General features: G+C 72.6%; 25 protein-coding genes. 6 read left to right on the top strand and 19 right to left on the bottom strand.

All coding sequences use genetic code 11. From position 1 onward, the window contains the following. Positions 1-44 precede the first annotated feature (44 nt). The 12 genes from ACGIF2_RS01680 to ACGIF2_RS01735 all read right to left on the bottom strand — a co-directional run bounded on the left by ACGIF2_RS01680 (position 45) and on the right by ACGIF2_RS01735 (position 15,290). Positions 45-2,396, bottom strand: coding sequence for an alpha/beta hydrolase-fold protein (locus tag ACGIF2_RS01680; RefSeq protein ID WP_396042797.1), 2,352 nt, complete (start codon positions 2,394-2,396; stop codon positions 45-47). A gap of 180 nt (positions 2,397-2,576) precedes the next feature. Then, on the bottom strand, positions 2,577-3,425 hold the full coding sequence (locus tag ACGIF2_RS01685) for an HpcH/HpaI aldolase/citrate lyase family protein (RefSeq protein ID WP_396042799.1): 849 nt from the start codon (positions 3,423-3,425) through the stop codon (positions 2,577-2,579). Beyond that, positions 3,422-4,642 (bottom strand): CaiB/BaiF CoA transferase family protein, encoded by a 1,221-nt coding sequence (locus tag ACGIF2_RS01690; RefSeq protein WP_396042801.1) that lies wholly within the window; start codon positions 4,640-4,642, stop codon positions 3,422-3,424. Before ACGIF2_RS01690 ends, ACGIF2_RS01685 begins: the two co-directional genes overlap by 4 nt. Continuing rightward, positions 4,639-6,732: an SUMF1/EgtB/PvdO family nonheme iron enzyme gene (locus ACGIF2_RS01695; protein ID WP_396042803.1), complete on the bottom strand. Its 2,094-nt coding sequence runs from the start codon at positions 6,730-6,732 to the stop codon at positions 4,639-4,641. The genes ACGIF2_RS01690 and ACGIF2_RS01695 overlap by 4 nt, the downstream gene beginning before the upstream one ends. Next, positions 6,729-7,685 (bottom strand): ribokinase, encoded by a 957-nt coding sequence (locus ACGIF2_RS01700; protein WP_396042805.1) that lies wholly within the window; start codon positions 7,683-7,685, stop codon positions 6,729-6,731. The genes ACGIF2_RS01695 and ACGIF2_RS01700 overlap by 4 nt, the downstream gene beginning before the upstream one ends. After that, positions 7,682-9,046, bottom strand: a complete 1,365-nt coding sequence (locus ACGIF2_RS01705) for an ADP-ribosylglycohydrolase family protein (protein ID WP_396042807.1) — start codon at positions 9,044-9,046, stop codon at positions 7,682-7,684. Before ACGIF2_RS01705 ends, ACGIF2_RS01700 begins: the two co-directional genes overlap by 4 nt. Beyond that, positions 9,043-10,236 carry an ADP-ribosylglycohydrolase family protein gene (locus ACGIF2_RS01710; RefSeq protein WP_396042809.1) on the bottom strand — a complete coding sequence of 398 codons (1,194 nt, stop codon included), beginning with the start codon at positions 10,234-10,236 and terminating at the stop codon, positions 9,043-9,045. The genes ACGIF2_RS01705 and ACGIF2_RS01710 overlap by 4 nt, the downstream gene beginning before the upstream one ends. Positions 10,237-10,331: 95 nt before the next feature. Further along, entirely contained in the window at positions 10,332-11,627 is a 1,296-nt protein-coding gene (locus ACGIF2_RS01715) for an ABC transporter substrate-binding protein (RefSeq protein ID WP_396042811.1), read from the bottom strand. A 44-nt stretch (positions 11,628-11,671) separates the two neighbouring features. Beyond that, positions 11,672-12,538 carry a carbohydrate ABC transporter permease gene (locus ACGIF2_RS01720; RefSeq protein ID WP_396042813.1) on the bottom strand — a complete coding sequence of 289 codons (867 nt, stop codon included), beginning with the start codon at positions 12,536-12,538 and terminating at the stop codon, positions 11,672-11,674. After that, positions 12,535-13,491, bottom strand: a complete 957-nt coding sequence (locus ACGIF2_RS01725; protein WP_396042815.1) for a carbohydrate ABC transporter permease — start codon at positions 13,489-13,491, stop codon at positions 12,535-12,537. The genes ACGIF2_RS01720 and ACGIF2_RS01725 overlap by 4 nt, the downstream gene beginning before the upstream one ends. After that, complete coding sequence (locus tag ACGIF2_RS01730) at positions 13,488-14,543, bottom strand: LacI family DNA-binding transcriptional regulator (protein WP_396042817.1); 1,056 nt, start codon at positions 14,541-14,543, stop codon at positions 13,488-13,490. Before ACGIF2_RS01730 ends, ACGIF2_RS01725 begins: the two co-directional genes overlap by 4 nt. 213 nt (positions 14,544-14,756) lie before the next feature. Further along, positions 14,757-15,290 carry a flavodoxin domain-containing protein gene (locus ACGIF2_RS01735; RefSeq protein ID WP_396042819.1) on the bottom strand — a complete coding sequence of 178 codons (534 nt, stop codon included), beginning with the start codon at positions 15,288-15,290 and terminating at the stop codon, positions 14,757-14,759. 185 nt (positions 15,291-15,475) lie between these two features. On the opposite strand from ACGIF2_RS01735, the gene ilvD reads away from it, so the two are divergent. The 3 genes from ilvD (at position 15,476) to ACGIF2_RS01750 (ending at position 18,436) form a co-directional block, all read left to right on the top strand. Next, positions 15,476-17,374 (top strand): dihydroxy-acid dehydratase, encoded by a 1,899-nt coding sequence (gene ilvD, locus ACGIF2_RS01740; RefSeq protein ID WP_396042821.1) that lies wholly within the window; start codon positions 15,476-15,478, stop codon positions 17,372-17,374. Positions 17,375-17,450: 76 nt separating this feature from the next. Beyond that, positions 17,451-18,182, top strand: a complete 732-nt coding sequence (locus tag ACGIF2_RS01745; protein ID WP_396042823.1) for a hypothetical protein — start codon at positions 17,451-17,453, stop codon at positions 18,180-18,182. Next, the gene (locus ACGIF2_RS01750; RefSeq protein ID WP_396042825.1) at positions 18,179-18,436 is read left to right on the top strand and encodes a helix-turn-helix domain-containing protein; all 258 of its coding nucleotides are present in this window, start codon (positions 18,179-18,181) and stop codon (positions 18,434-18,436) included. Before ACGIF2_RS01745 ends, ACGIF2_RS01750 begins: the two co-directional genes overlap by 4 nt. Positions 18,437-18,503: 67 nt before the next feature. Here the strand turns inward: ACGIF2_RS01750 and ACGIF2_RS01755 are convergent, their stop codons facing one another. The 4 genes from ACGIF2_RS01755 to ACGIF2_RS01770 are packed head-to-tail and all read right to left on the bottom strand — an operon-like array spanning position 18,504 to position 20,754. After that, complete coding sequence (locus ACGIF2_RS01755) at positions 18,504-19,088, bottom strand: DoxX family protein (protein WP_396042827.1); 585 nt, start codon at positions 19,086-19,088, stop codon at positions 18,504-18,506. Positions 19,089-19,139: 51 nt separating this feature from the next. Continuing rightward, entirely contained in the window at positions 19,140-19,565 is a 426-nt protein-coding gene (locus tag ACGIF2_RS01760) for a hypothetical protein (protein WP_396042829.1), read from the bottom strand. 11 nt (positions 19,566-19,576) lie between these two features. Beyond that, on the bottom strand, positions 19,577-20,071 hold the full coding sequence (locus ACGIF2_RS01765; RefSeq protein ID WP_396042831.1) for an NUDIX domain-containing protein: 495 nt from the start codon (positions 20,069-20,071) through the stop codon (positions 19,577-19,579). Positions 20,072-20,118: 47 nt separating this feature from the next. Then, positions 20,119-20,754 (bottom strand): uridine kinase, encoded by a 636-nt coding sequence (locus tag ACGIF2_RS01770; protein ID WP_396042833.1) that lies wholly within the window; start codon positions 20,752-20,754, stop codon positions 20,119-20,121. Between the two features lie 135 nt (positions 20,755-20,889). On the opposite strand from ACGIF2_RS01770, the gene ACGIF2_RS01775 reads away from it, so the two are divergent. Next, entirely contained in the window at positions 20,890-21,792 is a 903-nt protein-coding gene (locus ACGIF2_RS01775; RefSeq protein WP_396042835.1) for an alpha/beta hydrolase, read from the top strand. Between the two features lies 1 nt (position 21,793). After that, on the top strand, positions 21,794-22,426 hold the full coding sequence (locus ACGIF2_RS01780; RefSeq protein ID WP_396042837.1) for a GyrI-like domain-containing protein: 633 nt from the start codon (positions 21,794-21,796) through the stop codon (positions 22,424-22,426). Between the two features lie 25 nt (positions 22,427-22,451). Here ACGIF2_RS01780 and ACGIF2_RS01785 read toward each other — a convergent pair whose 3' ends face one another. Beyond that, complete coding sequence (locus ACGIF2_RS01785; RefSeq protein ID WP_396042839.1) at positions 22,452-22,853, bottom strand: VOC family protein; 402 nt, start codon at positions 22,851-22,853, stop codon at positions 22,452-22,454. 171 nt (positions 22,854-23,024) lie between these two features. On the opposite strand from ACGIF2_RS01785, the gene ACGIF2_RS01790 reads away from it, so the two are divergent. Further along, the gene (locus ACGIF2_RS01790; RefSeq protein WP_396042841.1) at positions 23,025-24,509 is read left to right on the top strand and encodes an SDR family NAD(P)-dependent oxidoreductase; all 1,485 of its coding nucleotides are present in this window, start codon (positions 23,025-23,027) and stop codon (positions 24,507-24,509) included. A gap of 17 nt (positions 24,510-24,526) precedes the next feature. Here the strand turns inward: ACGIF2_RS01790 and ACGIF2_RS01795 are convergent, their stop codons facing one another. Further along, positions 24,527-25,321, bottom strand: coding sequence for an SDR family oxidoreductase (locus ACGIF2_RS01795; RefSeq protein ID WP_396042843.1), 795 nt, complete (start codon positions 25,319-25,321; stop codon positions 24,527-24,529). A gap of 99 nt (positions 25,322-25,420) precedes the next feature. Next, positions 25,421-25,924, bottom strand: a complete 504-nt coding sequence (locus ACGIF2_RS01800) for a DUF664 domain-containing protein (RefSeq protein ID WP_396042845.1) — start codon at positions 25,922-25,924, stop codon at positions 25,421-25,423. Positions 25,925-26,003 lie beyond the last annotated feature (79 nt).

Genomic DNA, 26,003 nt, shown 5'->3' on the forward strand with positions numbered 1-26,003 from the left:
GCCCGTCGCGGATCTGCTGCGACGGGGGCTCCCGTGCGGGGACGTCAGCCCAGGAGCGTCGGCGCGCCCGACCGGGCCCGCCGCCGCATCCCGACCGCGCCCGTGCCCAGGAGCAGGAACGAGCCTGCGAGCACCGCGATACGCAGCGGATCGAACCCCGTCGAGCTCAGGAAGCCGTGACGCACGACGGGCGTCGACTGCGCGGCCGGGGTGCCTCCGTCGGAATCCGGCGGGACGATCGCCGCGCTGCCGGGATCGGTGACGCCTGGCGTCACGACCGGGGCGGCCGTGCCGAAAGGCACGGAGGTGAGCAGGACGTCACCGGCGCCGGCGTTCACGTCGCCGTCGGCCGCACCGTAGGTCAAGGCGCTGAGCCATGCGGTGGTGGCACCGTCGTACGCCAAGAACAGGTTGCTGTCGTAGTCGTCCATGCCGTCGCGCTCCACTGTCCCGAACTGGGTGACCGGTCCCGGCGTGCCCCCGGGTGTCACGGCCACGCGGAACAGGTCCACGCCCCCGACGCCGCCGGCCATCCGCCCGGCGGTGTGCCCGACCACGAGGAGCCGGCCCGAGGGGTCGGCGACCACCGCGACCGCGCGATCGTCACCGGTGGTTCCCAGCTGGGTGGACCATCCGAGCGTGCCGTCGGCCGCGACCGACGCGACGAAGGCGTCCTTGTCCCCCCGCGCTGCTGCACCGCCGAGGGCGCCTTCCGTGTCACCGACGACGGCCACGCCATCGGAGGTGGTGACGAGGCCGAGGATCTCGTCGGTCGCTGACGTGCCGACCGCCGTGACCCACTGCCGGGCTCCGGCGGGGCTGTACCGCGCGACCCACCCGTCGTTCCCACCGAGGCCGGTCGTCCCCGGCATCGCCCCGCCGGCGATGCCCGCGACGTACGCCCCGCCGTCCGCCGCGCGCGTGATCGCCAGGGCCTTGTCCTCGCCCGGGCTGCCGATCTGGTCCGCCCAGAGCAGGTTGCCCGCACCGTCGAACCGGGCCAGGACGGCGTCCTTGTCACCGGCGCTGGGCGTCCCGGCAAAGCTCCCCGACGTGTAGCCGGCGACGTAGATCCCGCCTGCGCCGTCGGACGCGGTCGCGTAGACGCGGTCGGCCTTCGCCGGGTCCCCGAGCTGCTTCACCCACGACTCGTGGCCGGTCGAGTCCACGGCGGCGACGAACACGTCGTCCGAGGCTCCGCTGGGGTGCGTGCCGTCGAGGTTCCCTCGCGTGTAGCCCGCGGTGAGGACCGCGCCGGCTGCACCCGGGACGAGTCCGTAGGCACGGTCGTTGGCCGTCGTGCCGAGCACGTGCGTCCACAGCGGGTCACCCGCTGCGGACCGTGCCTGCAGGACGGCGTCCATGCCGCCGACCCGGGCGACCCCCGGGAGCGCGGCTGCGGCGTTGACGGCCACGACCACAGAGCCGTCAGGTGACGCGACCACACCACCGGCGCGGTCGTCGCCGACGCTGCCGAACGTCGCGCCGGCGAGGGGGTCCGGCGCGGTCGTCCGGAGGTAGCTCGCCAGGTCGGTGAGGCCCTCACGGAACCCGGGCCGCCACACGGTCCAGTCGTGGCCCCCGTTCATCACCCGGAGCTCGGCCGTGATGCCGGGTACCCGGCGGGCGGCGTTGTACAGCTGCGCGGACTCCAGGTCGAGGTCGTGGCGTGCGTCCGCGGGCGCGGGGTTCGCGTACTCGTCGTCCCCCACGGCGATGAACAGGTGCACGGGCAGGGCGGGGTCGACCGCGGCCAGGGCGGCCGGGTAGTTGAGCGCGTCGTAGCGGGCCTGGTCGAAGAGCGCCGTGCCGACCCCGTACGCGCCGTAGTCGCGGGTCGACGAGTCAGCAGGCGGGCTCGGCACGTAGACCGCGGGGCTCAGCACGATGGCGGCCGAGAAGACGTCCTGGTGCGCGAGCGCATAGCGCAGCGCCCCGGCCCCGCCCATCGAGTACCCGCCGACGGCACGCGCAGACCGGTCGTCGACGGTCCGGTAGGTCGCGTCGACGTAGGTCACCAGGTCGTGGGTGAGCGCGGTCTCCACCGCCTTGCCAGGACCGCCCGCGGCGGGGGCCGTCCCGGTGTACTGCGAGTCGACGTACCAGCTTCCGCCGCCGCTCCAGGGCGCGTCCGGCATGACGACCACCAGGGGCGGCACGGAGCCGTCGGCGATCATCGCGTCGAGATCGCCCGAGACCTGGGTCCACGCCTTCTGCGTGTCACCCCGCCCGTGCAAGAGGTACAGCGTCGGGTAGCTCTCGGTCGCGGTGTCGTACCCGGGCGGAAGGTACGTGGTGAAGCTGATCGTGCCGCCGAGCGCCGCGGAGGGCGCCGTCCCCGCGACGAGGGTGCCGGCCGGGTCCGCGGCGGAGGCCGGCGACCCGGTGACCGTCACCAGGGAGAGGCCGAGTGCGCAGGCCAGGAGCAGCACCGCACTGCGACGTGGTGACCTCCTGACCCGACCATGGGACGTCGATGTGCTCATGCTGGATCTCCTCCTTGAGATCAGGCGGTGCAGGGTCGATCAGGTCCGTACCGGTCGGGCTCGGCACGCACTGCCGGTCCGGGAGCGAGCTCAGTCCGCGAGCGCGACCGTGCGCCGGGCGCGCTCGACCATCGCGACGTCGAGGAAGGTGCCGTCGGGCAGCACCACGGTCCCGCTCCCCGCCTGCTGGGCGTCGCGCAGGGCAGCGACGACGAGCTGCGCGCGGGCGAGCTCGACCTCGGTGGGGGCGAAGGCCGCCGCGATCACCGGCAGCTGCCGGGGGTGGATGGCCGTCCGTCCGAGGAATCCGAGGCTGCGCCCTGTCGCGCAGGACCGCGCGAGCCCGGCGTCGTCGCGCACGTTCGGGTAGACGGACATGGCCGGCGCCGGCAGCCCGGCTGCGCGGGCGGCGATGACGACCCGCGAGCGCGCGTACGCGAGCGCGGCGTCGTCGTCGACGCCGAGGTCCGAGCGCAGGTCGGCCTCCCCCAGGCCGAGGCTGGCGACCCGGGGGTGGGCTCGAGCGATGTCGGAGGCCGCCTCGATGCCCCCGGCCGTCTCGAGCAGCAGGTGCAGGGGGCGGTCGCCGACGGCCGCCGCCACACGTGTCACGTCCAGGGGTGAGCCCACCTTGGGGACCCGGACCGCGACCTGTGCCGGCAGACCGGCGACGGTGGCCAGATCGAGCGCTGACCAGGGGGTGTCGAGCGCGTTCACCCGCACCTGGACGCGGCGGCCCGGCTGTCCGGCAACCAGGCGTCCGAGTGCCGCGCGGGCGGACTCCTTGTGGGCAGGGGCGACGGCGTCCTCGAGGTCGACGATGACGACGTCGGCAGCGGACGCGAGCGCCTTCTCCACCAGGTCGGGCCGGTCGGCGGGGGCATAGAGCAAGGTGACGACCGGCCGTTCCACCGGGTTCCCGGCCCCGGGCTGGCTCACAGCACGCCCTCCGCCCGCAACGACGCGATCTCCTCGGCGCTGAGGCCGAGCGCACCGAGCACCGAGTCGGTGTCGGCGCCCGGCGCCCGGCCCGTGAACCGGGTCGGTGCGTTGTCGCGTGACATCCGGAACAGCGGCCCCTGCATGGCGATCCGCCCCAGGTCCTCGTCGTCGACGTACTGGATGGTGCCCAGGGCGTTGAGCTGGGGATCGGCGACGATGTCCCGCGCGTCGTAGATGGGCGCGACGGCAGCCTCGGCCTCGTCGAACGCGGCGATCACCTCCTCACGGGTCCGCGCGCGGATCCAGGCGGCGACCGACGCGTCCAGGTCGTCGGCGTGCGCGGCGCGCCCCGATCCGGTGGCGAACCACGGTTCGTCGATGACGTCCGGGCGCCCCACCAGGCGCATCACACGCTCGGCGATGCTCAGTGCGCTCGTGGAGACCGCGACCCAGGCGCCGTCGGACGTCTGGTAGGTGTTGCGGGGCGCGTTGTTCGCGGAGCGGTTGCCGGTGCGCGGCTGGATCGAGCCCAGCTGGTCCCACCGGGTGATCTGGGGGCCGAGCATGGCCAGCATCGGCTCCACGATCGCCAGGTCGACGACCTGACCGAGCCCGGTCCGGGTACGGGCGTGCAGGGCGGCCATGACCGCGTAGGCGACGGCGAGCGAGGCGACGCCGTCCGCGAGGCCGAACGGTGGCAGCGTCGGTGGCCCGTCGGGTTCGCCGGTCAACGAGGCGAACCCGCTCATCGCCTCGGCCAGCGTGCCGAAACCGGGCCTGCGCCGGGAGGGGCCGATCTGCCCGAAGCCGGTGACGCGGGCGAGGACCAGCCCCGGGTTGGCTGCCGAGAGCCGCTCGTAGCCGAGGTCCCAGCGCTCGAGGGTGTCCGGGCGGAAGTTCTCGATCAGGACGTCGGCCGTGGCCGCCAGCCGGACGAGGACGTCCTGGCCCGCGGGCTGCGACAGGTCCAGGGTGACGGTCCGCTTGTTGCGGCCCAGGGTCTTCCACCACAGGCCGTGCCCGTCCTTGGCGGGTCCGTGACCGCGGGAAGGGTCGGGGCGGCGGGGGTGCTCGATCTTGATGACCTCCGCGCCGAGATCCCCGAGGTGCATGGCGGCCATCGGACCCGCGAAGAGGGTGGAGACGTCGAGCACGCGCAGCCCGGCGAGCGCGCCCTCGCCTGCCGTCGGCGTGGGGTGGGGGGTGGTGGTCATGGCCGAGCCTCCGGGGTGTTCCAGGCGCACCGGAATCCGATGCTGGCCGACCGCGCGAGCCCGAGGCCGGGCATCAGGTACTTGGCCGAGAAGTCAGCGGGCCGGGGGCCGCCGTCGAAGTACCACTCCGAGTCCGGGGTGGCGTGGTCGGACCCGCCCTTGAGCATGACGAACCGGGTGCGTCCGTCGGTGTGCTCGCTCTCGGTCCAGTTCCAGACCGCCGGCCGACGGCGGGTGAACCCCGGTCGATCGGCGGCGAGCTGCCACTCGTCCTCGCTGGGCAGGTGGCCACCCGCCCACGCGGCGTACGCGCGCGCATCGTCCAGGTCGACGAAGGTGACGGGCTGGTCCTCCGTGCCGGGCACGGGTGCCGGCGCCACGTCGGTGATGTGGCCCACGGCGTCGAGCCGCCCGGCCCAGTGAGCCAGGAACCGGTTCGTGGTCCGCGGGCGATAGCCGGTGGCGGTCATGAACTGCGCGAAGTCTCCGTTGGACACCTCGCTGGCACCCACCACCACGGGGGTCGTGAGGTGCACGACGCGCTCGAGCGTGCGCTGGTCGTGCAGCCGTGGTGGCAGCGGCTTCCACTCCTCGACGTAGGGGGCGCCGTCGTACATCCCGGTCTCCCGGGCACGGAAGCGCACGGTCAGGACATGGGTGCCGGCGGCCACGACGACACCGTGCGGCCGCACCCCTGACCCGGCTCCCGGAGCGATCTGGGCGAGGTGGGGCTGGAGCCGCCGCGACCGGGCGTGGGGGAACGCGGTGTCGCTCGTGTCGGGGACGGCCGACGTCAGGGCGAGCACGGGGTCGAGACCGGAGCCGGGTTCGGTGACCCCGGGCGCGAGCCGCAGGAGCCCGGCGATGCCGTGGGCGGGCACCCGGGTGCGGACCGGATCCGCCGGGTCGAGACGCCGCCCGCCGGTGAGGTCGACGAACCGGGTCCCCTCGGGCGAGGGGGTGCCGAGGTCGCCGGGAAGGAGCACCGGACCGGTCCAGTCGGTGTCGCCGCGGTTGACGAGCGTCCACACGGTCAGCCCGTCGAGCTCGAACCGGGACGCGTAGACCCCCGCCGCGGTGGCCGCCGGGTCGAGCTCGGTCAGCGGCGTCCACTCCCCCTGGTGGAGGACGTGTGCCAGCGCGCGCTGCACCGGGAGCATCCGGCGCAGCGTGGCGGAGTCGCGGGGGTTCCAGCCGACCCAGGCGCCGAAGACGACCTCCCACACCATGAGCCCGACCCCGTTGATCCAGGCGCTCTGCAGCTCGGCGGAGTGATCGCGGTTCCAGCGCCGGACGTGGTGCTGCAGGTGGCGGCGCTCGTACCAGTGCGCCCGCAGCACCCCCGGCACGGGGCTGTCCGCGAACCACTGCGCCCAGGACAGGGAGTGGTCGGCGATGCGGGCGAGGGGCAGCTTCGACTCGCCTTCGAGGGCGAGCCCGGATCGCGCGGCCTCGAGGGCACCGACGAGGGCGGGGTTGGCCTCTTTGAGGGTGTCGAGGAAGACCCCGTCGGCGTGCAGGTCACGCACGAGCGTGGCGAGCTCGACGACGTCGTCCCCGGTCCGGCGGGTCCCGGTGTCCCAGGGGTTGTAGTCGACGAAGACGCGCACGCCCGCGTCGTGCAGGGTGGTGACGAGGTCGTCGAGCCCGGGGACGTCGCGGTAGAAGTCCCACTGGTTCCGGTCGTCGATGCCGATCACCGGGTAGGCGTGCCACAGCACGATCCCGTCGAGCCCTCCGAGGCGCTCCCGCGCGTCGGCGAGCAGCCGCTCGGGGGTGAACCGGTGCGTCTCGACGTCGTACAGCAGCTCGTCCCAGAGCCAGACCTGCGCGATGGCGAAGCAGCTCGCCGACCACGCCGCCGCGGGGCGCTCGTAACCGGCGCCGGTGAACTGCAGGCGGGAGCGTGCGTCGGCCCGCCATCGGGTCAGCTGCGCGCGCCAGGCGGGCCACAGCTCCGGGTCCTGGGGCGCGGCGAAGATCTTGGCGTCGTCGAGCGTCGCGAGGTCGAACGGCTCGTCGCCGAGCGGCACGACGGTGGGCAGGTCGATCGGACGGGGGACGAGGGGGTCGAAGCCGAAGTCGATCATGCGCCGCCCGCCTCTCCCTCGGCCGACGCCGTGCCCGGCGCCGGGTAGGAGGCGTCGCGCTGGGCGCGGGTCTCGGCCGACGTCGGGACGGAGTCCTGCGCTCCGCGTCGTTGGACGGCGAGCGAGGCGGCGGAGCTCCCGAGCCGGACCGCCTCGAGGATGTCGAGCCCTCGGGCGAGTGCGGCGGCGACGAACCCGCAGAACGTGTCCCCCGCGGCGGTGGTGTCCACCGCGACGACCACCGGGGAGGGGATCCGGGCCGGTGCAGCCCCCCGACGGGCCACCACTGCTCCGGCGCTGCCCAGGGTGACGACGACGAGGGGAACCCGCTCGGTCAGCGCCCGCGTGGCCTGGTCGACGTCACCGGCGTCAGGTCCGCACAGGTCGAGCGCCTCATGCTGGTTGACGACCAGGATGTCGATGAGCGACCAGAGCTCGTCGGACAGCGGGGCCGACGGCGCGGCGTTGAGGATGAACACAGCGCCCGTCCTGCGGGCGCGAGCGGCGGCGACCACAGCCGCCTGGGGGATCTCGAGCTGAGCGAGCAGGACGTCCGCTGCGGCGATCCGTTCGCGCTGCTCGGCGCTCGGCGCAGCGACCGCGGCATTGGCACCGGGGACGACGACGATCGCGTTCTCGCCGCCGTCGTCGACGCTGATCAGTGCCGTCCCGGTCGGGGCGTCGACGGTGGCCACGAGGTCGGTGCGCACTCCGGACGCGGTGAGCGAGTCGCGCAGCCGGGCCCCGTCGGCGTCGTCACCGAGGCAGCCGAGGAAGCTCGTGTCCGCGCCGGCCCGAGCGGCGGCCACCGCCTGGTTCGCGCCCTTGCCGCCTCCTGAGCGACTCATGCTCGACGCCAGCAGCGTCTCCCCCGGGCCGGCGATGCGGGGTACCCGCACAGCGATGTCGAGGTTCACGCTGCCGATGACGACCACGGAACCCGGGGCCGTCACGGCCGCACCTCGGTGGCGAGGTCCACGGTTCGCCGCGCGAGCTCGGCGATCGACAGCCGGCCGTCGCCGGGAAGGCTCGTGGCGATCTGGTCGCGGAGCGGGGCCGTCCAGGCCGCGGGCAGCTGAGATGCCCCCCGGACCGCGCCGACCACGCCGCCCACGGTTGCTCCGGCGGAGTCGGTGTCCCAGCCCGCGGTCACCGCGAGGGCGATGCTCGCGCCGAGGTCGCCGTTCCCGGCAGTCAGCGCATAGGCGATGGTCGCGGCGTTGTTCAGCACGTGCACCCAGTGCAGGTCCCCGAGCTCGGCGTGCAGGACGTCCAGGGCGTCGGGCACGGCCGCTCCCGACCGACCGATCTCGACGCCTCGGCGCACGGCGCTCGCCAGCCTGCTCTCGGGCGGCACCACGGCCAGGCCGGCCTCGATCGCGGTCCCGACGTCGTCGACCACCACGGCCGCGGCACACATCCCGGCGACCCACATGGCGCCGTAGACGCCGTTGCGGGTGTGGCTGAGCCGGGCGTCGGCCCACGCGAGGCGGGCCGCGGTCCGGGGGTCCCCGGGACTGGTCCACCCGTAGACGTCGGAGCGGATCAGAGCGCCGATCCACTCCCGGAACGGGTTGTGGTGGGTCGCCGTCGACGGGACGGGGCGCGCGTCGAGCAGGTTGCGGTAGGCGGCCCGCTCGGCGGTGAACACCCGTCCGGCGGGCAGGTTCGCGAGCCAGGCATCGGCGACGTCGTCGGTGGTGAACCCGCGGCCGTGCGCCTCCAGGATCCCGAGCGCCAGGATCGGGAAGTTGAGGTCGTCGTCCTCCGGCATCCCGTCGATGTTCTCGACCAGGCTCGTGGGCGCGCTGCGCCGGTTCCAGGGCCAGCGGGCCGCGACGTCGTCGGGCAGGCCCGCTGCCGTGAAGTAGTCGGCCAGCGGCCAGCGACCGGTCGAGCGCAGGATCTCCTCGATGCCCTGGCGTGGGATCTTCTCCACGGGCTTGCCCAGCAGGCAGCCCGCCGCGCGGCCCAGCCACGCCCCGTGCACCCGGTCGGCGAACGCCCCGGACTCGTGGTCCGGGCCTGGTGTCGGGACGGGCGAGGACCAGAGCGCCTCGATCGAGCCCAGGTCATCGGGTTCGTGCGGGTGCGCGGGGGTCGGGAGCGCATCGAGCTCGTCGAGCAGCACCCGAGCGAGCGCCCGGACCCCGGGCGCGGCGGGCCGTGGCCCGGCCCCGCTCACCGGTGGGCTGGGGTCTCCCCCGGCGTCGACCCAGCCCTGAGCGAGGTGGGCGACGTCGCGCCCTTCTGCCGCGGACTGGACGAGCTCGTGCGCCACGAGGTCTTCGGGCTGGGCCCAGGTCAACCTCATCGCCGGACGCCCTCCGCCTGCACGCTGACCTCGTCCTGCACGCCGGTGGCGGTCGGCGCGGTGAGGTCCGCGAGACGGCGCAGGTGCGCCTGGGCACGCTCGACGTCGCGGGCGGCGATCCGCGTGGCGGCATCCGCCATCTGCCGGCCGACGGCGGTCAGGTCGGTCCGGCTCGCTGCCTCGATCGTCGTCACCCAGTCCTCGGGGATCACGCCACGGCCGCCGAGCGCTGCCGTGACAGAGCCGGCCATGGTGGCGATGGAGTCCGCGTCCCGTCCGTAGTTGACCGCGCCGAGGACCGACGGGACGAACTCGCCGTCGTGCGCGAGCACGAAGCCGAGCGCGACCGGCAGCTCTTCGATCGACTTGGTCCGGGACGGCAGCCGGGCATCCAGGGCGGGCTTGCGGTACTCGGGTCCGACCGTGTCGAACGGCGCGACCGCGGCCCGGAGCGCGGGCGCGAGCTCGTCGTCCGGGGCGAGGGCACGCACCGCCTCGACGACCGCTTCGATCGCGTGCAGCGTGCCGTCGCGCGCCACGTCGAGACACCCCGCCACGACGGTCTGCGCCGTCGCCCCCGGGGCCATCGCGGCGGCCACGGCAGCGGCGAACACCCCCGCGGCCTCCCGGCCGTAGCTCGACTGGTGCGCACCCGCGATGTCGATCGCCTCGGTGTAGGCGCCACGGGGATCCCCCGCGTTGGCGATGCCGACGGGCGCCATGTACATCGCCGCTCCGCAGTTGACGATGTTCCCGACGCCGGCCGAGCGCGGATCGACGTGGCCGTAGTGGAGTCGCGCGACGATCCACTTCTCGGCGAGGAAGACCCGGTGGAGCAGGATCGTCTCCTTCTCGAGCTCCGGGATCCACCGGACGTCGCCGACGAGCAGGGGCACGAGATCCTCGGCCACCGCGTACGCGTCAAGATGGTCGCCGCGCCGGGCGTACACCTGGACCAGCGCCTGCGTCATCAAGGTGTCGTCAGTGATGTGCCCGTCACCCTTGTGGTACGGAGCGATGGGGCGGGCGTCCTGCCAGTTCGGGTAGTACGGGGGCACGATGCCGGTGACCGGGCCGCCGTAGCGTGCCTCGATCTGCTCCGGGGTCCAGCCCTCGGTGGCCCCGCCGAGCGCATCGCCGACGGCTGCGCCGATCAGGGTCGCCACGGCGCGGTCTTCGAGCCAGTTCACATCGTCTCCAGGTGCAGTTCGAGCGTGCGGTGCGGGGTGCAGGGTGTGCAGGGGTGGGTGGGGCGCGCCAGCGGGGACGCGCCCCACCCGATGGCTCAGCGGCTGACCTGAGCCCAGCCGTCCGTGAGCTCCTGCGCGAGCTCGTCAGCCGTGGTCTGCTGCGCGAGGAACTTCTGGTACGCGGGGGTCGCGACCGTGTCCTTCCACTGCGTGTAGAGGTCGACCGAGAGGAACGGCGCCTTGGTGAGGTACGCACCGGACTTGAGGGTCATGTCCCAGCCGTCGGCACCAGCGGTGTCCGTCGCGATCTTCTTCTGCGCCGACGTCGACGCCGGGATGAGGGCGTCAGCGGTGTTCAGTGCTGCGAGGTTGTCCGTCGAGGCGAAGTAGTTGACGAACTTGGCTGCTTCGGCGACGTGCTCGGAGTCGATGTTGACCGACAGCGTCTGGGGGTTCGCGGACTGCGCGGCGCCCTTCGTCCCCTCGAGCGGCGGCAGGACGACCCAGTCGAAGCCGGCAGGCGCGTCCTTGGCGATGTTGGCGGCCTGGAACGAGCCCTGGACCGTCATCGCCACGTTGCCCGCGTAGAACGAGGCCAGCACCTCGGAGCCGGACTGCGTCAGGCTCACGGGGTCGATCGACTTGTCGGTGTAGGCCATGTCGGAGACCCGCGTCGGAACCGCCATCTCGCCGTCGCCGATCTCGATCGTGGCGTCCTTGCCCGTTCCCTCGAAGTACGTGCCGTCGAACCCGAGCCCGAGGCTCATGAAGGTCGCCGTCGGGTTCTTCAGGCCCCAGGCGACGCCGAACTTCCCGCCCGTCGAGGTGGCCTTGGCGATGCTCTGGAACTCGTCCCAGGTCATGGTCTCCCCGGACGGGACCGTCACCCCCGCGGCGTCGAGCATCGTCTTGTTGGCGAAGACCATGTACGACTGCAGCTCGGTCGGGACCGCGATGATCTTGTCGTCGACGGTCACGGACTTCCAGATGCCGTCGGAGATGTCAGCCTTCAGGTCCGCGTCCACGAGGTCGGTGAGGTCCGCGACGTAGCCGTCCACCGCGAAGGGGATGATGCTTGCCGCCTCGTAGTGGATGATGTCCGGCGCGACCCCGCCGTTGAACTGCGCGACGAGCTTGTCGTAGACGCCGTCCCAACCGGCGGGCACGAGCTCGACCTGGATGTCCGGGTTCTCTGCGTTCCACGAGTCCACGATCGACTGGGTGGCCGCGATGGCACCGGGCTGGTCGGAGAGCGACTGGAAGGTCAGCTCGACCGGCTCGGCGGGCGCCGACGACGGCGACGTCGCCGGGTCCGAGCTCGAGCCGCACGCGGTCAACGAGATCGCGGTGAGGGCGATGACGCCCATGGCGACGGTGCCACGGATCTTCATGAGGTGCCTTTCGGGGGTGGGTGGTGGTGGGGGAATCGAAAGATTCAGCCCTTGACGGCGCCGGCGAGAAGACCGCCGGCCAGCTTGCGCTGGAGGAAGCCGAAGAAGATGAGGCTCGGGATCGTCGCGAGCACCGCGCCGGCCGCCAGCGGACCGAGGGCGACCTTGCCCTCACCGCCGACGAACATCTTCAACGTGATGGGGAGGGTGTAGTTGTCCGGCGACTGGATCAGCACGAGAGCGAAGAAGAACTCGTTCCATGCCGAGACGAAGGAGAACATCGCGGTAGCCACCACGCCGGGCATGAGCAGCGGGAGGACGATGATCCGCAGGACCTTCAGACGGCTCGCGCCGTCCATCGACGCGGCCTCCTCGAGCTCGACCGGGATCGACGCGATGTAGCCCTGCAGCATCCAGAGCGCGAACGGCATCGTGTAGGTCGTGTAGACGATGATCAGGCCGAACAGGTTGTCGACCAGGCCGATGCTCTTCAGGATGAGGAACAGCGGGATGATGATCAGGATCACCGGGAACACCTGGCTGACCAGGATCCAGCCCGTCCCCACGGTGCGGAGCTTGCCGCGGAACCGGGCCAGCGCGTAGGCCGCCGGCATCGAGATCAGGATCACCAGGAACGTGGTGGCGACCGCCACGAACAGGCTGTTGGATGCCGAGTGCAGGAGCCCCTGCTTGGCGAGGGCGTCCGAGAAGTTGGCCCAGTGGAAGCTCTCCGGGATGAGCCCGACCCGGAGCGAGTTGAGCTCGCTCGAGGACTTCATCGATGCGGAGACGAGCCACAGCAGCGGGAATCCCAGGAAGATCAGATACGCCGTCAGCGACACGTACTGCATGGGCCTGATGAGCCGCTTGGCCCCGGTGAGCTGCTTCGTCCCGGTGAGCGTGGTGCTCATTTCTCACGGTCCCCTCGGAGTTGGGCCCACAGGTAGACGGCGAGCAGCACGACGACGACGAGCACGAGCACGTCCCCCATCGCGGCCGCATACCCCAGGTTCCGGTTCTTGAAAGCCTCGATGTAGGTGAAGAGCATCGGGAGCATCGTCTTGCCGCCCGGCCCACCCTCGGTCATGACGTACACGAGGCCGAACGAGTTGAAGTTCCAGATGAAGTTCAGCGAGGTGATCGACGCGACGATCGGGCGCAGGCTCGGCAACGACACGTTCCAGAACCGCGACCACGCGTTCGCGCCGTCGATGGCCGCTGCCTCGTGCAGCTCGTCCGGGATCTGCTGCAGGCCTGCCAGGAGCGTGATCGTGGTCTGGGGCATGCCCACCCAGATGCCCACCACGATGACCGCGGGAAGTGCCGTGTCGAAGTTCCCGAGCCAGTTGGTGTCCGACGGGCCCCCGAGGAAGCCGATCACCGCATTGAGCGGGCCCGTGGTCGGCGAGTAGATCATTCGCCACATGATCGCCACGACCACGGGTGGCATGGCCCACGGGATGAGCGCCAGCAGCCGCGTCACCGACTTCAGTCGGAGATCAGCGTTCAGGAGCAGGGCCAGGCCCATCCCGGCCACCAGCTGCAGCACGGTCACGGACAGCGCCCAGATCATGCCGATCCGGAAGGACTCCCAGAAGAGCGTGTCGCCCACCAGACGGGCGAAGTTGTCCAGCCCGACGACGTTCGACTCCGAGTTCCGCTTGAGCGTCGAGTCGGTGAAGGCGAGAAAGATCCCGTTGAGCAGCGGGTAGATGCTGAACGCGAGCACGGGGATCAGCGAGGGGATCACCAGCGCGACGGCCTCACGGCGCCGAGCACGGCCGACCCCGGATCGCTGGTACGGGCGGCGGCCCGCGGACGTCGAGGGGGCCTTCGAGCGAGCGGCGTCAGTCGTGAGCGTCATCGCACATCTCCGGCGGTCTTCGGCTCGACGACCGTCGACCCGCGGACGACGAGCGTGGGTTGGACGACGAGCCGGCGGGCCACCCGGGTGGGCTCGGCGAGCCGGTCGAGGAGGAGCTCGGCGGCATGCCGGCCACGCTCGGCGGACCCGAGCGAGACGCTCGTCAGGCCAGGGTTGAAGAAGCCGGCGAGCTCGGTGTCGTCCATCCCCACCACTGCGAGGTCCTCGGGTACCCGGAGCCCGAGCTCGAGCGCGGCATGGACGGCTCCGACGGCGAGCAGGTCGTTGGCCGCGACGAGCGCGTCCAGCGTGCGGACCCCGTTCGCGCCGCGGTGTCGCGAGAGCAGATCCAGCGCGGCGCGGCGACCGGCCGCCACGGTGAAGTCGGCCGCGACCTCCTGGACGGAGCTCACGGTGGGCGTGAGGCGGTGAGCGGCGTAGGCCTCCACGAAGCCGCGCTGGCGAGACGTCCCGGGTGTCGTGTCGAGCGGACCGTTGAGGAAGCCGATCTGCCGCCGGCCGCTGTCGACCAGGTGGTCGACGGCCAGCGCGACCCCGCGTGCGGAGTCGGTCTGCACCGTGTCGAGCTGGACGGACTGGGGCAGCGAGCCCACCACGACCACCGGGACGGCCACACGCTGGAGCTCGGCAACGAGCTCATCCGTCACCCGGAGCGGGCTGATGATCAGTCCGTCGGCGTACCCGCGCGCCAGGCTGCGCACGAGATCGACGGTCTCCGCGGGCGCTGCGCCCGTCGACGACACGAGGAGCCGATAGCCCGAGCCGCTCACCACGGACTCGATCGCCCGCATCATCTCGACGTAGACCGGGTTGCCGACGTCGTCGACCGCGAAGGCGAGCTGGAGCGAGTGCCCGAGCTTGAGCGACCGGGCCGTCGCGTCCGGGACGTAGCCGAGGCTCAGCGCTGCGGCCCGTACCTTCGCGACCGTCTCCGCGCTCGCGACCATCCCGTTGAGCGCGCGGGATGCCGACGCCACGGACACTCCGGCGAGCTCCGCGACCTGGATGAGGGTGGGACGAGCGGGCGACATCAGGCGAATCCCCTTCGACGCTGAAGAGTGATCACTGGAAACGTTTCCAGTGCGCCAAGACTGGACCCGCCGGATCCGCTTGTCAAGACCCACGTCCGCAGACGTCGACCACCGGGCGGTCAGGCTGACGTCACGATCCGCCCGAACGGGTGACTCAGATCGCAGCCCTCATCGCGCCGGCCGACGGTCGCGGTCCCCGCGGGACCGCACCGTTCACCCGCGCGTGGCCGAGAGCTCCGAGGCGACACCGCGCGCCCACGCCGCGATGGCCGGCCAGTCCCGGAAGTCACCCTCGACCATGACGTCGCGCGCTGCCGGCACCCGCATCACGAGCCGTCCGGCCCGGTCGAGGCGTGCGGTGTCGAGCGCCCCGAAGAAGACCGCCGTCCCGCGGGCGCCGGTCGCCTCGACGAGCTTGGCGATGGCGAGCGGCTGCGAGGTCTCGACGAGGTCCTTGCCGGCCTTGTCGTGCGTCGCGGTGCCGAGCGGGCCGCTGCTGAACAGCCAGACGGGCCGCTCGCGGAGCTGGGCGCCGTGACGGCGGACGAAGTCGCGGGCGTCGCGGTGCCACCGGCCGGCGAAGACGGCGCTGCCGACGATGACGGCGGTGTACCCGGAGAGGTCGGTGACGGTGGCGGCGGGCAGGGTCTCGGCGGGGTGGCCGGCGTCGGTGAGCTCGCGGGCGACGTGCTCGGCGATGCCCCGCGTGGCGCCGTACTTGGTGGCGTAGGCGACGAGGACGGGCATGGGCTTCCTCCGGTTCGCAGGCCCCGCGGAGGCCTGGTGCCCGTGCGCGGGGTGGGTCGTGGACCTGTCCGCAACGTATTCCCTGCGCGCGGCGTGCGGTCCTGGTTCGCGCGTCGATGCAGGCCGGGGTGTCCAGCGCCCGGTCGGTGACGTCAGCACCGGTGCTGGAGTGATGAGATGTGCTCATGCCTCAGCTGCGATCGAGAACCGTCACCCACGGCAGGAACATGGCCGGAGCGCGCGCGCTGCTGCGCGCGGCCGGGGTCGCGCGGGAGGACATCGGCAAGCCGATCATCGCCGTCGCGAACAGCTTCACCGAGTTCGTCCCCGGGCACACGCACCTCGCGCCCGTGGGGCGCATCGTCTCGGATGCGATCCTCGAGGCCGGTGCTGTGCCGCGGGAGTTCAACACCATCGCGGTCGACGACGGCATCGCGATGGGACACGAGGGCATGCTCTACTCGCTGCCCTCGCGCGACCTGATCGCGGACTCGGTCGAGTACATGGTGCAGGCGCACCGTGCCGACGCACTGGTGTGCATCTCCAACTGCGACAAGATCACGCCCGGGATGCTGATGGCCGCGCTGCGGCTCAACATCCCCACGGTGTTCGTCTCGGGCGGTCCGATGGAGGGCGGCTCGGCGACGCTCACGGACGGTTCGACGCGCACCGGGCTCAACCTGGTCACGGCGATCTCCGAGGCGGTCGACGACAAGGTCTCCGACGCGGACATCGACCGCATCGAGGAGGCCGCGTGCCCCACGTGCGGCTCGTGCTCCGGGATGTTCACCGCCAACTCGATGAACTGCCTGATCGAGGCGCTGGGCCTGGGCCTGCCCGGCAACGGCTCGACGCTCGCGACGCACACCGCGCGCCGGGCGCTGTACGAGGACGCCGGGCGCACAGTCGTGGACATCACCCGCCGGTACTACGAGCAGGACGACGCGAGCGTGCTGCCGCGGGCGATCGCCACGCACGAGGCGTTCGACAACGCGATGGCGCTGGACATCGCGATGGGTGGCTCGACGAACACGGTGCTGCACCTGCTCGCCGCGGCGCACGAGGCCGAGCTCGACTACACGCTCACCGACATCGAGGCGCGCTCGCGCCAGGTGCCGTGCCTGAGCAAGGTGGCGCCCAACGGGATCTACCTGATGGAGGACGTGCACCGCGCCGGCGGGATCCCCGCGATCCTGGGTGAGCTGCACCGGGGCGGCCTGCTGCACGAGGACGTCCACTCGGTGCACTCCCCCTCGCTCGACGCGTGGCTCAAGGAGTGGGACGTGCGCGGCGGCGGGGCGTCCGACGTGGCCGTCGAGCTGTTCCACGCCGGGCCGGGCCGCCAGCGCTCCGCGAAGGCGTTCTCGCAGTCCTCGAGGTGGGACGAGCTCGACGTGGACGCGGCGAACGGCTGCATCCGCGACGTCGAGCACGCCTACTCCGTGGACGGCGGCCTGGCGGTGCTGCGCGGGAACCTGTCCGAGGACGGCTGCATCGTCAAGACGGCGGGCGTCGACGAGTCGATCTGGACGTTCTCCGGACCTGCGCTCGTCGTGGAGTCCCAGGACGACGCGGTCGAGGCGATCCTGTCCAAGCGCGTCAAGCCCGGCGACGTCGTCGTCATCCGCTACGAGGGTCCGCGCGGCGGCCCGGGCATGCAGGAGATGCTCTACCCGACCTCCTACCTCAAGGGGCTCGGGCTGGGGAAGGCCTGCGCTCTGGTCACCGACGGGCGGTTCTCGGGCGGGACGTCCGGGCTCTCGATCGGCCACGTCTCCCCCGAGGCGGCGGCGGGTGGGGCGATCGCGCTGGTCGAGGACGGGGACACGATCACGATCGACATCCCGCACCGCTCGATCCGGCTCGAGGTCGGGGACGAGGTGCTGGCCGAGCGTCGGGCACGGCTCGAGGCGACCACCGGTTACCGGCCCCGCTCGCGGGCCCGCACGGTCTCGCCCGCGCTGCGCGCCTACGCCGCGATGGCGCTCTCGGCCGACAAGGGCGCCGTGCGCGACGTGAGCATCCTCGAGGACCGGGTGACCGCTCGCGCGGCGGCGCACGCGCAGCCCGCGTCGGAAGGCTGACCCGGGCGCTCAAGTTCGCCGTATCGACTGTCGATATGCCATCGCACAGGCCCTCCCCTTTGCGATGGAGCAGATGATGACGACAGCAACGACGCAGCCACGGTCCGCACCCCGCACCCTGGGAGGAGCCTCCCTCGTGGGCCTGGCCACGGTCTTGGCCTGGCTGCTGATCGGCGCCGGGGCCTTCGTCGTCGTGCAGGTCGTCTCCGGGACGATGGTCGCCGAGGTCCCGGTCCGGCTCGGCCCGGGCACACCGGCGTACGAGAGCGTCGTGCTGCCCTGCGTCGAGGGCTGGTCACGCGAAGTGGGCTCGGGCTGTGCGCCCGCCGCGACCGCCGAGCAGTGGCCCGGCGGCGCGGCGCTCCCGGTCGATCACGACGGCGGGATGGTCGCGACGGGCTACGACGCCTCGTGGACGACGGCACTGCTGGCCGACGCCGGGACCTGGGCCCTGCTGCTCGCCGGTGGTGTGGTGGTGCTGATCCTCGTCCCGGTGCTGCGCAGCACGGCGGCCGGTCGCCCGTTCGCGCCCCACAACGGCCGCCGCCTGGCCGTCGCCGCCTCCGTCACGGCCGCCGCCTGCCTCCTCGCGACGGCCGGGCCGTACCTGGCGGCCCCTGAGGTGATCGCGCTGCTCGAGGCCGCACGCGTTGCGCCCGACTCGGCGATCACGCTGCCCGACGGGTGGCTCGTCCCGCAGCTGCGCGTCACCTGGTGGCCCGCGCTGGTCGCGACGCTGCTCCTGGTCCTCGCCGCAGCCACCCGCACGGGCGCGCGGCTGGCCGACGACGCCGAGGGTCTCGTGTGAGCGCCGACGACCCGGCAGCGCCGAACCGGGTCGTCTGCCACCTGGGGAGGGTGCTGGACGACCGCGGGATGACCCTCGTCCAGCTCGCAGAGCGCACGGGGATCACGGTCGCCAACCTCTCGGTCCTCAAGAACGACCGCGCCCGGGCGGTCCGCTTCAGCACCCTCACCGCCGTGTGCGACGCCCTGGGCTGCCAGCCGGGCGACCTGTTCGAGGTTGCCCCGACCAGGAAGCGCCCAGCCGGCGGAGCCTGAGCCGGGGAGCCCCCACGGACCGGGCGTGGCCGCGCGCCGGCCCCGCCCGGGCCACCCACCCGACGCCTCAGCGCAGCCAGGGTGTCCGACGGACGACGGGGAGCTGGGCCCACCGACGTCCCAGACCCCACGTGTCACCGGCCAGCAGAACAGCGCACACGATCAGGACCAGCGCGTAGACGATGTGGTAGTCGACCAGGGGGTTGGTGGACCCGGCGACCAGCGGCCACTCAGCAGCCCACATGAGGACCATGAGCAGCGAACCGCACACCGCGGCGACGCGCAGACCGATCCCGAGCATGACGGCCAGGCCCACGCCGAGCAGAGCCAGCATGAACAGCCAGTCGGTGACCGGCCCGGCCATCGACGCGAAGGTGTCCTTGAACGGGCCGACCGCCGCGAACTTCATGAAGCCCTGGCTCGGGGTGCCGCCCTCGAGCCACGAGAGCGAGGGATCCCCCTCGGTCACGGGCGCGCCGGTGCTGTAGTGCAGCCCGAACGTCTTGTCGAGGAAGGCCCACAAGAAGACGAAGCCGGTCACCAGACGGGTCACGGCGAGCCATCGGCGGCCCGTCTGGGAGGTCACGACGTCGTGCTGGACGAGGACGGCGGGGTGGGCCGACCGCGACGGTGCGGAACGGGTGGTGGCCATGAGTTCCTCCGTGGGAGACCGGAGCGCTGGTTTGTCCGGCTCCCACCAGGTTTAACCCGATACCGCCCGGGTCCCAGGGACCGAGGTCCCAGGCACGGGTGCGGCACGGTCGATGACCAGCGGGGCGAGCGCGGTCGGGAGCGCGGCGACCCCCGGGCCGCCACCCGCGAGCCAGACCGCGAGCGCGGCGGTGAGCTCGTCGCCCGCGAGCCGTTCGAACCACACCGGCAGGGCCTGCGCCGCACGCCCCTCGGGGCTGGGTCGGGCGACCACGACGTCGCCTCGCTCGCACTCGTCGAGGCACTCGGTGAGGGTCAGCCGGGCCGCGCCGCTCGCCTCGACGGCCCGCAGGCGAGCGGGCTGGCCACCCTCGAGCGGGTCGTCCGCACCCAACGTCTCGCCCGAGCACAGGCTGCACACCGTGAGCCCCGGGATGGTCCTGCGCTCGCGCTGCCCGCAGCCGTCCCGTTCGCTCACGAGCGAGAAACCTACCCGAGCGGCGGCGGCCCGCCGTCCGTCGACGATCCGGGCAGCCGCGCCTCGAGCGCGTCGAGCAGCGGGACCTGGCCTCCGATCACGAGCGCGCGCGCCTCGTCGAGCGGGAACCACGCGGCTCGGTCCAGCTCGGGGAAGACGATGCGACGCCCCGAGCGGGGCGGCCACTCCATCTCGACCGGGTTGCTCGCGATCGTCGTGACGTCGAGGTCGCCCCGGCGCGCCCACGCGGTCACGAGCTTGCCGCCACGCTGGCGCACGGTGCCGAGGTCGATCTCGGGCCCGGGCGGCGGCGGTCGCCCGATCTCCTCGGTGAACTCGCGCACGGCGGCCACGTGCGGGTCCTCGCCGTCGGCAGGCTCGCCCTTGGGGATCGTCCAGGCACCCGCGTCCTTGCGGGCCCACAGCGGGCCACCCATGTGCCCGAGCAGCACCTCGACGCGACCATCGACCTCGCGGTGGAGCAGGATGCCCGCGCTGCGCCTCATGCCCTCACCCCATCAGCCGTCGCCGGACCCGTCGCCCTCCGACGCTGTCACACGTCGACCACGAGCGCCGGGTGCCGCGGGTCGTCCACCCGCAGCACCAGGTCGGCGACCTCCTCGGGCCGCACCTCCTCGCCGTAGCGGGCGAACGCGGGCAGCGTCCACGCGCCGTCCGGCGGGGTGCGCCGGGCGAGCGTGGCGGGCCGGAGCGCGAGGTGGACGGTCAGGTCCAGGTCAAGCCAGCGCCCGAGCAGCAGCGCACCGTCGAGCAGCAGCACGGTGCCGGGGGCGGTCGCCTCGTACGGTGCGCGCGTGGCTCGGTCGGTGCGGGGGTCCCAGAAGCTCGGCAGGTATCGGCCCGTGCCGCCCTCGCCGAGAGGATCCAGGACCTCGCGGGTGAGCGCGCCCGTGTCGATCCGGTCCTCGAGGTACGCGTCGGCGTCGTCGTGCCCGTGCTCGAGCCGCAGCGACGCGGGTCGCAGGAAGTCGTCGGCCGAGACCCGCACCACCGGGCGCCCGGCGGCACGCAGCGGGTCGACGAGGGCGTCCGCGAGGTCGCCCGGTCCCGCCGCGGGCGCGCCGTCGATCGCGACCCGCAACCGGCCACCCTGCCGGTCCGCGGTCGCGAGGACCGCCTCGGCGACGTGCCGGACGACGCCGTCCGGCGTGAGGGGCTGGGCGCGCACCCCGCCAGTCTGCCGCACCGTCCGCGGTCGCCCACCCGGCCGACGCTGGTGCACGATCCGGACAAATGCGATGCTGATCCCGGTCACGGCGCTCCGCGGAGCGGAGGGTCGGGCCCCCACCCCGGAGGAGATCGCATGGCGACGATCACGGACTTCGAAGCGGCACAGATCGACAAGGCGAACGCGTCGGGCAGACCCCCCGTCGTGTTCATCCACGGGCTGTGGTTGCTGCCGAGCAGCTGGGACCGGTGGCGTGAGGTGTTCGAGGACGCGGGGTACGCGACGCTGACGCCGGGCTGGCCCGACGATCCCAACACCGTCGCTGAGGCCCAGGCGCACCCCGAGGTGTTCGCCCACAAGACAGTCAAGCAGGTGGCCGACCACTTCGCGGAGGTCATCGCCCGGCTCGACGCACCCCCGGTCCTCGTGGGGCACTCGTTCGGCGGGCTGCTCGCACAGATCCTCGCCGGACGCGGCCTGGCCGCCGCGACGGTCGTGATCGACCCGGCACCCTTCCGAGGCGTGCTGCCGTTGCCCGTCTCGGCGCTCAAGTCGTCCTCGCCGGTGCTCGGCAACCCGGGAAACTACGGGCGAGCGGTCCCCCTCACGTACGAGCAGTTCCGCTTCGCGTTCGCGAACGCGCTCGGCGAGGACGAGGCCCGCGCGCTGTACGAGACGTTCGCGGTGCCCGCGTCCGGCACGCCGCTGTTCCAGGCTGCGACGGCCAACCTCAACCCTTGGACCCAGGCCAAGGTCAACAGCAAGAACCCGGAGCGCGGGCCCATGCTGCTGCTCTCGGGCGAGCTCGACCACACCGTGCCGTTCGCGGTCACGAACGCGTCGTTCAAGAAGCAGCGCCGCAACGCCGGGGTCACCGAGCTGCGCGAGGTCCCCGGCCGCGGTCACGCGCTGACGATCGACAGCGGGTGGCGGGAGGTCGCGGGCACGACCCTCGACTTCGTGCAGCGCTTCGTCGCTCCGACGGCGACGCCGACGGTGGCCGAGCCGGCCGAACAGGCGCCCGAGAGGCCCGCCTGACGTGATCCCCGCCCCCGGTGGCAAGACCGACCTGATGATCTCCGACCGGTCGTACTACCTGCCCCCGGCCCACCCGACCGAGATCGTCCTGCCGTCGCTCGGCTACGTCGCGATCAACGGTCGCGGCGAGCCGGGCGGCGCGGCCCACCGGGTGGCCGTCGACGCCATCGACACGACGCTGCGCACGCTCAAGGCGCGCGCGAGAGCCCGCGGTCAGGACTTCGCGATCGCGAAGCACGAGGGGCTCTGGTGGAACGACGAGGGAGAGCTCGTCCCACCCGCGCGACTGTCCCCCTACGACTGGAACTGGACCATGCTCGTCAGGCTGCCGGAGTTCGTGGACGCCACCGAGGTCGCGGCCGCGGCCGAGACGTCCCGGACCGACCGACCCTGGCTGAACGCGCTCGCCGACATCCGGGCCACGCGCCTGACCGAGGGTCGCTGCGTGCAGATGCTCCACGTGGGGCCGTACGCGGACCGACCCGAGACGATGACCGCGCTCACCGACTACATGGACGCGCGAGGCCTGGTGATGTCGGGCCGGCACCACGAGATCTACCTGTCGGACCCGCTCCGGGTGTCACCCGCGCGGCTGCGGACGGTGCTGCGCTACCCGGTGGTGGCGCGGCACTGACCGCGACCGCCCTGGGCGTCGCTCCTCAGACCACCTCGATCGAGGACGTCTCGATGTTGAGGATGTTGCCGTCAGGGTCGGTGAACCACACCGAGCGCATGTCCCCCATCGTGGCGATCCCGTCCGCCCAGACGGTGTCCTCGTCCGTCTCGAACGTCTGGAACGTGATGCCGTTGTCGCGCAGCTTCGCGATCTCGGCGTCGAACTCCCCCTCCGGGACCTGGAACGACATGGCCGTCGCCTGGTTGGTGCCCGCGAAGTCCGACGCGTAGACGAGGAACGACTCGTCCCCCGCGCTGTAGACGACCCCGTCCGGGACGCTGTCGTCCGTGTTCTCGACGAAGCCGAGGACCCCCTCGTAGAACGCGCGTGCCCGATCGACGTCAGAGACTGCCAAGGTGGGGCTGGGCGCATAGTCGGAGAGCATGATGCCTCCCACGGCGGACCGGACGACCGTCGCCAGGTCGGCCTCCTTCGAACGTATGTCGGCACCCCGGAGCCGTCAAGGAACGAACCCACCCAGCCGGGGCCCTTACAGTAGGCGCGGTTCATTTCAGGTGGTCGGCACGGCCCGACCCGGCAGGACGGCACACGGAACATGACAGCGACCGACTCCTCCGACGCGCGCTACGCGGAGGTGGCCGACGGTGTGGACGCAGCGGACCTCGAGGTCTTCCTGCGCGTGATCGAGCAGATCGGCGAGCTGCCCTCGGACCACCCGCACATCACCGTGGCACGGCGCGCCACGGCCCAGCTCTTCAAGGCCGCGAAGAAGCAGCGTCGCACCGAGAAGCGCGCAGCGATCAGCGAGGCCGACCGTGCGGTGGTCGCCGCGACCGCGACCGGCAGCCCGGGCCGCATCGACGACGAGACGCGCGGCCTGCCCATCACCTCGAACGCGCAGGGAGCGATCGCCGGGACGCTGCTGCGCCCCCGGCCCTGCTACATCTGCAAGGAGCCGTACACCACGGTCGACGCGTTCTACCACCAGCTGTGCCCGGCCTGCGCCCGGCTCAACCACGCCAAGCGCGACGCGCGGACCGACCTCCGGGGCCGGCGCGCGCTGCTCACGGGCGGCCGCGCGAAGATCGGCATGTACATCGCGCTGCGGCTGCTGCGCGACGGCGCCGAGACGACCATCACGACGCGCTTCCCGCGCGACGCGGCCCGCCGGTTCGCCGCGATGGAGGACAGCGCCGACTGGCTCGACCGCCTGACGATCGTGGGCATCGACCTGCGTGACCCGGCCCAGGTCGTGGCCCTCGCGGACCAGGTCGCGGCCGAGGGCCCGCTCGACATCCTCATCAACAACGCCGCGCAGACGGTGCGCCGGTCGCCCGGTGCCTACTCCCCGCTCGCTGACGCCGAGCTCGAGCCCCTGCCCGCCGGCCCCATGCCGGTGGTGCGCACGCTCGGGCACACGAGCGACGCCCACCCGCGGGCGCTGGCCGGCTCGGTCACCGAGCTCACGAGCCCCGTCTTCGAGCTCGCCGCGCAGACCGACGTCGCGAGCATGGCCCTCACGGCGCAGGCCGCGTCTCTCGAACGGCTCGTCGCGGGCACCTCGATCGACGCGGGCGGTCTGGTGCCCGACACCGCCGACACGAACAGCTGGGTCGCGACCGTCGACCAGGTCGACGCGATGGAGCTGCTCGAGGTCCAGCTCTGCAACCAGACGGCGCCGTTCATCCTCATCAGCCGCCTGCGTCCCGCGATGAAGGCGTCGCCGGCCCGGCGCACCTACGTCGTGAACGTCTCGGCGATGGAGGGGGTGTTCGCGCGCGGCTACAAGGGCCCCGGGCACCCGCACACCAACATGTCGAAGGCCGCGCTGAACATGCTCACGCGCACGTCCGCGGCCGAGATGGCCGAGGACGGGATCCTCATGACCGCCGTCGACACCGGCTGGATCACCGACGAGCGCCCGCACCCGACCAAGGTGCGGCTCGCCGAGGAGGGGTTCCACGCGCCGCTCGACCTCGTCGACGGGGCCGCGCGCGTGTACGACCCGATCGTGCGCGGCGAGGCGGGCGAGGACCTGTTCGGCTGCTTCCTCAAGGACTACGAGCGCTCAGCCTGGTAGTGCCCTGACGGCGGCCTTCAGAGCGTCTTGACGAGGCCGCCGTCGATGACGAAGTCGGCACCCGTGACGTTGCCGGCACGGTCGCTCGCGAGCAGCACGACGAGGTCGGCGACCTCGTCCGGCCGGGTGAACCGCCCGGTCTCGAACCCACCCTGGGCGGCGATGGCCTGCTCGCGGGCGGTGTCGGGGTCGGTCCCGGCGGCCGCCGCGAGGGTCGCAGCGACACCGTGCTCGCCGAGCCACAGGTCGGTGGCGACGGGCCCCGGGCTCACCGTCGAGAACCGCAGGCCCTGAGCACCGAACTCCTTGGACCACGACTTCGAGACGTTACGCAGCGCGGCCTTGGTCGCCGAGTAGTCGATCACCCCGGGGTCAGGAAGGAAGGCGTTGACCGAGGCGATGGTCACCACCACGCCGCCGCCGCGGGCCACCAGCAGCGGGACGGCCGCGCGCGTCGCCCGGACCGCCGCCATGAACCCGAGGTTCCACGTCGCGAACCACTCCTCGTCGGTCACCGCGAGGAACCCCGCTGTCCGCGGGGTGACAGCGCCGACGTTGTTCACGAGGATGTCGAGCCCTCCGAAGTGAGCCGATCGGCCCACGAGGTACTCGGGCCCCTCGGGGGTCGACAGGTCGACCTCGACGGGCAGCACCACCCCGGTCCACTCGAGACGGCTGAGGTCGGGGTTCAGGGTGCGCGCCCCGGCCACCACCTTGGCGCCCTCGGCGGCGAGCGCCTTCGTCACGGCCAGCCCGATGCCGCGGCTCGCGCCCGTGACGACCGCCACGCTGTCCTGGAGATGCAGGTCCATCGCATGTGCTCCGCTCCGCCGGGTACCGCCCACGCCTCGAGTCGATCGTGGCCCGGCGCGCGGTGGGCGGCAAGGGGTCGACCCGCCCGGGCGGTGAGCTCAGGTCAGCAGCCCGCGGACGTACGCGGCCTGCCCCGCGTGCTGCAGGTCGTCGGCGATCACGCTCACGAGGCGGACCCCCAGGGTCACCGGCGGGTCCCACGACTCGTCCACGACGCGGTCCAGGTCGGCGTCCGCGAGCGCCGCGACCCGGGCCACCGTCACCTCGTGCACCGCTTCCAGGTACTCCCGCAGCAGGCCGACCGAGGCCACCTGCACCGCGGCGACCTGCTCCGAGGTGTGCCCGTAGCCCGTCTCGTGCGGGTCGAGCGGGAGCGCGAAGCGCTCGGCCCAGCCGCCCGAGGTCCAGACCTGCGGGGCGTCGAACGCGTCGGCGACGTGGCCGTCCTGGACCCGGGTGAGGTGCCACACGAGCCAGGCCACCGAGTTGCCGTGCCCGTCGGGGCGCCAGCTCGCCTGCTCGGGCGTGAGGCCCGCGAGCGCCGCGCGGCCCGCCTGCTGCACGCGGGTGAAGCCGTCCACCAGAACCTCCGACGCGCGCATGTCCGTCCTCCGCCTGCGTGCTCCCGGCCCTCGGGCGTCCGCTGCGCAGCACGGTAGCCCGGACCGGAGCGGCCCGCAG

It is taken from the genome of Cellulomonas sp. P22, from assembly GCF_044392165.1.

Bases quoted from the DNA above. Each gene is read 5' to 3' on its own strand.
- ACGIF2_RS01690 (WP_396042801.1), bottom strand. From the start codon at position 4,642: ATGACCACCACCCCCCACCCCACGCCGACGGCAGGCGAGGGCGCGCTC.
- ACGIF2_RS01725 (WP_396042815.1), bottom strand. From the start codon at position 13,491: ATGACGCTCACGACTGACGCCGCTCGCTCGAAGGCCCCCTCGACGTCC.
- ACGIF2_RS01720 (WP_396042813.1), bottom strand. From the start codon at position 12,538: ATGAGCACCACGCTCACCGGGACGAAGCAGCTCACCGGGGCCAAGCGG.
- ACGIF2_RS01730 (WP_396042817.1), bottom strand. From the start codon at position 14,543: ATGTCGCCCGCTCGTCCCACCCTCATCCAGGTCGCGGAGCTCGCCGGA.
- ACGIF2_RS01705 (WP_396042807.1), bottom strand. From the start codon at position 9,046: ATGAGGTTGACCTGGGCCCAGCCCGAAGACCTCGTGGCGCACGAGCTC.
- ACGIF2_RS01735 (WP_396042819.1), bottom strand. From the start codon at position 15,290: ATGCCCGTCCTCGTCGCCTACGCCACCAAGTACGGCGCCACGCGGGGC.
- ACGIF2_RS01755 (WP_396042827.1), bottom strand. From the start codon at position 19,088: ATGGCCACCACCCGTTCCGCACCGTCGCGGTCGGCCCACCCCGCCGTC.
- ACGIF2_RS01715 (WP_396042811.1), bottom strand. From the start codon at position 11,627: ATGAAGATCCGTGGCACCGTCGCCATGGGCGTCATCGCCCTCACCGCG.
- ACGIF2_RS01775 (WP_396042835.1), top strand. From the start codon at position 20,890: ATGGCGACGATCACGGACTTCGAAGCGGCACAGATCGACAAGGCGAAC.
- ACGIF2_RS01795 (WP_396042843.1), bottom strand. From the start codon at position 25,321: ATGGACCTGCATCTCCAGGACAGCGTGGCGGTCGTCACGGGCGCGAGC.
- ilvD (WP_396042821.1), top strand. From the start codon at position 15,476: ATGCCTCAGCTGCGATCGAGAACCGTCACCCACGGCAGGAACATGGCC.
- ACGIF2_RS01695 (WP_396042803.1), bottom strand. From the start codon at position 6,732: ATGATCGACTTCGGCTTCGACCCCCTCGTCCCCCGTCCGATCGACCTG.
- ACGIF2_RS01800 (WP_396042845.1), bottom strand. From the start codon at position 25,924: ATGCGCGCGTCGGAGGTTCTGGTGGACGGCTTCACCCGCGTGCAGCAG.
- ACGIF2_RS01785 (WP_396042839.1), bottom strand. From the start codon at position 22,853: ATGCTCTCCGACTATGCGCCCAGCCCCACCTTGGCAGTCTCTGACGTC.
- ACGIF2_RS01765 (WP_396042831.1), bottom strand. From the start codon at position 20,071: ATGAGGCGCAGCGCGGGCATCCTGCTCCACCGCGAGGTCGATGGTCGC.
- ACGIF2_RS01745 (WP_396042823.1), top strand. From the start codon at position 17,451: ATGACGACAGCAACGACGCAGCCACGGTCCGCACCCCGCACCCTGGGA.
- ACGIF2_RS01790 (WP_396042841.1), top strand. From the start codon at position 23,025: ATGACAGCGACCGACTCCTCCGACGCGCGCTACGCGGAGGTGGCCGAC.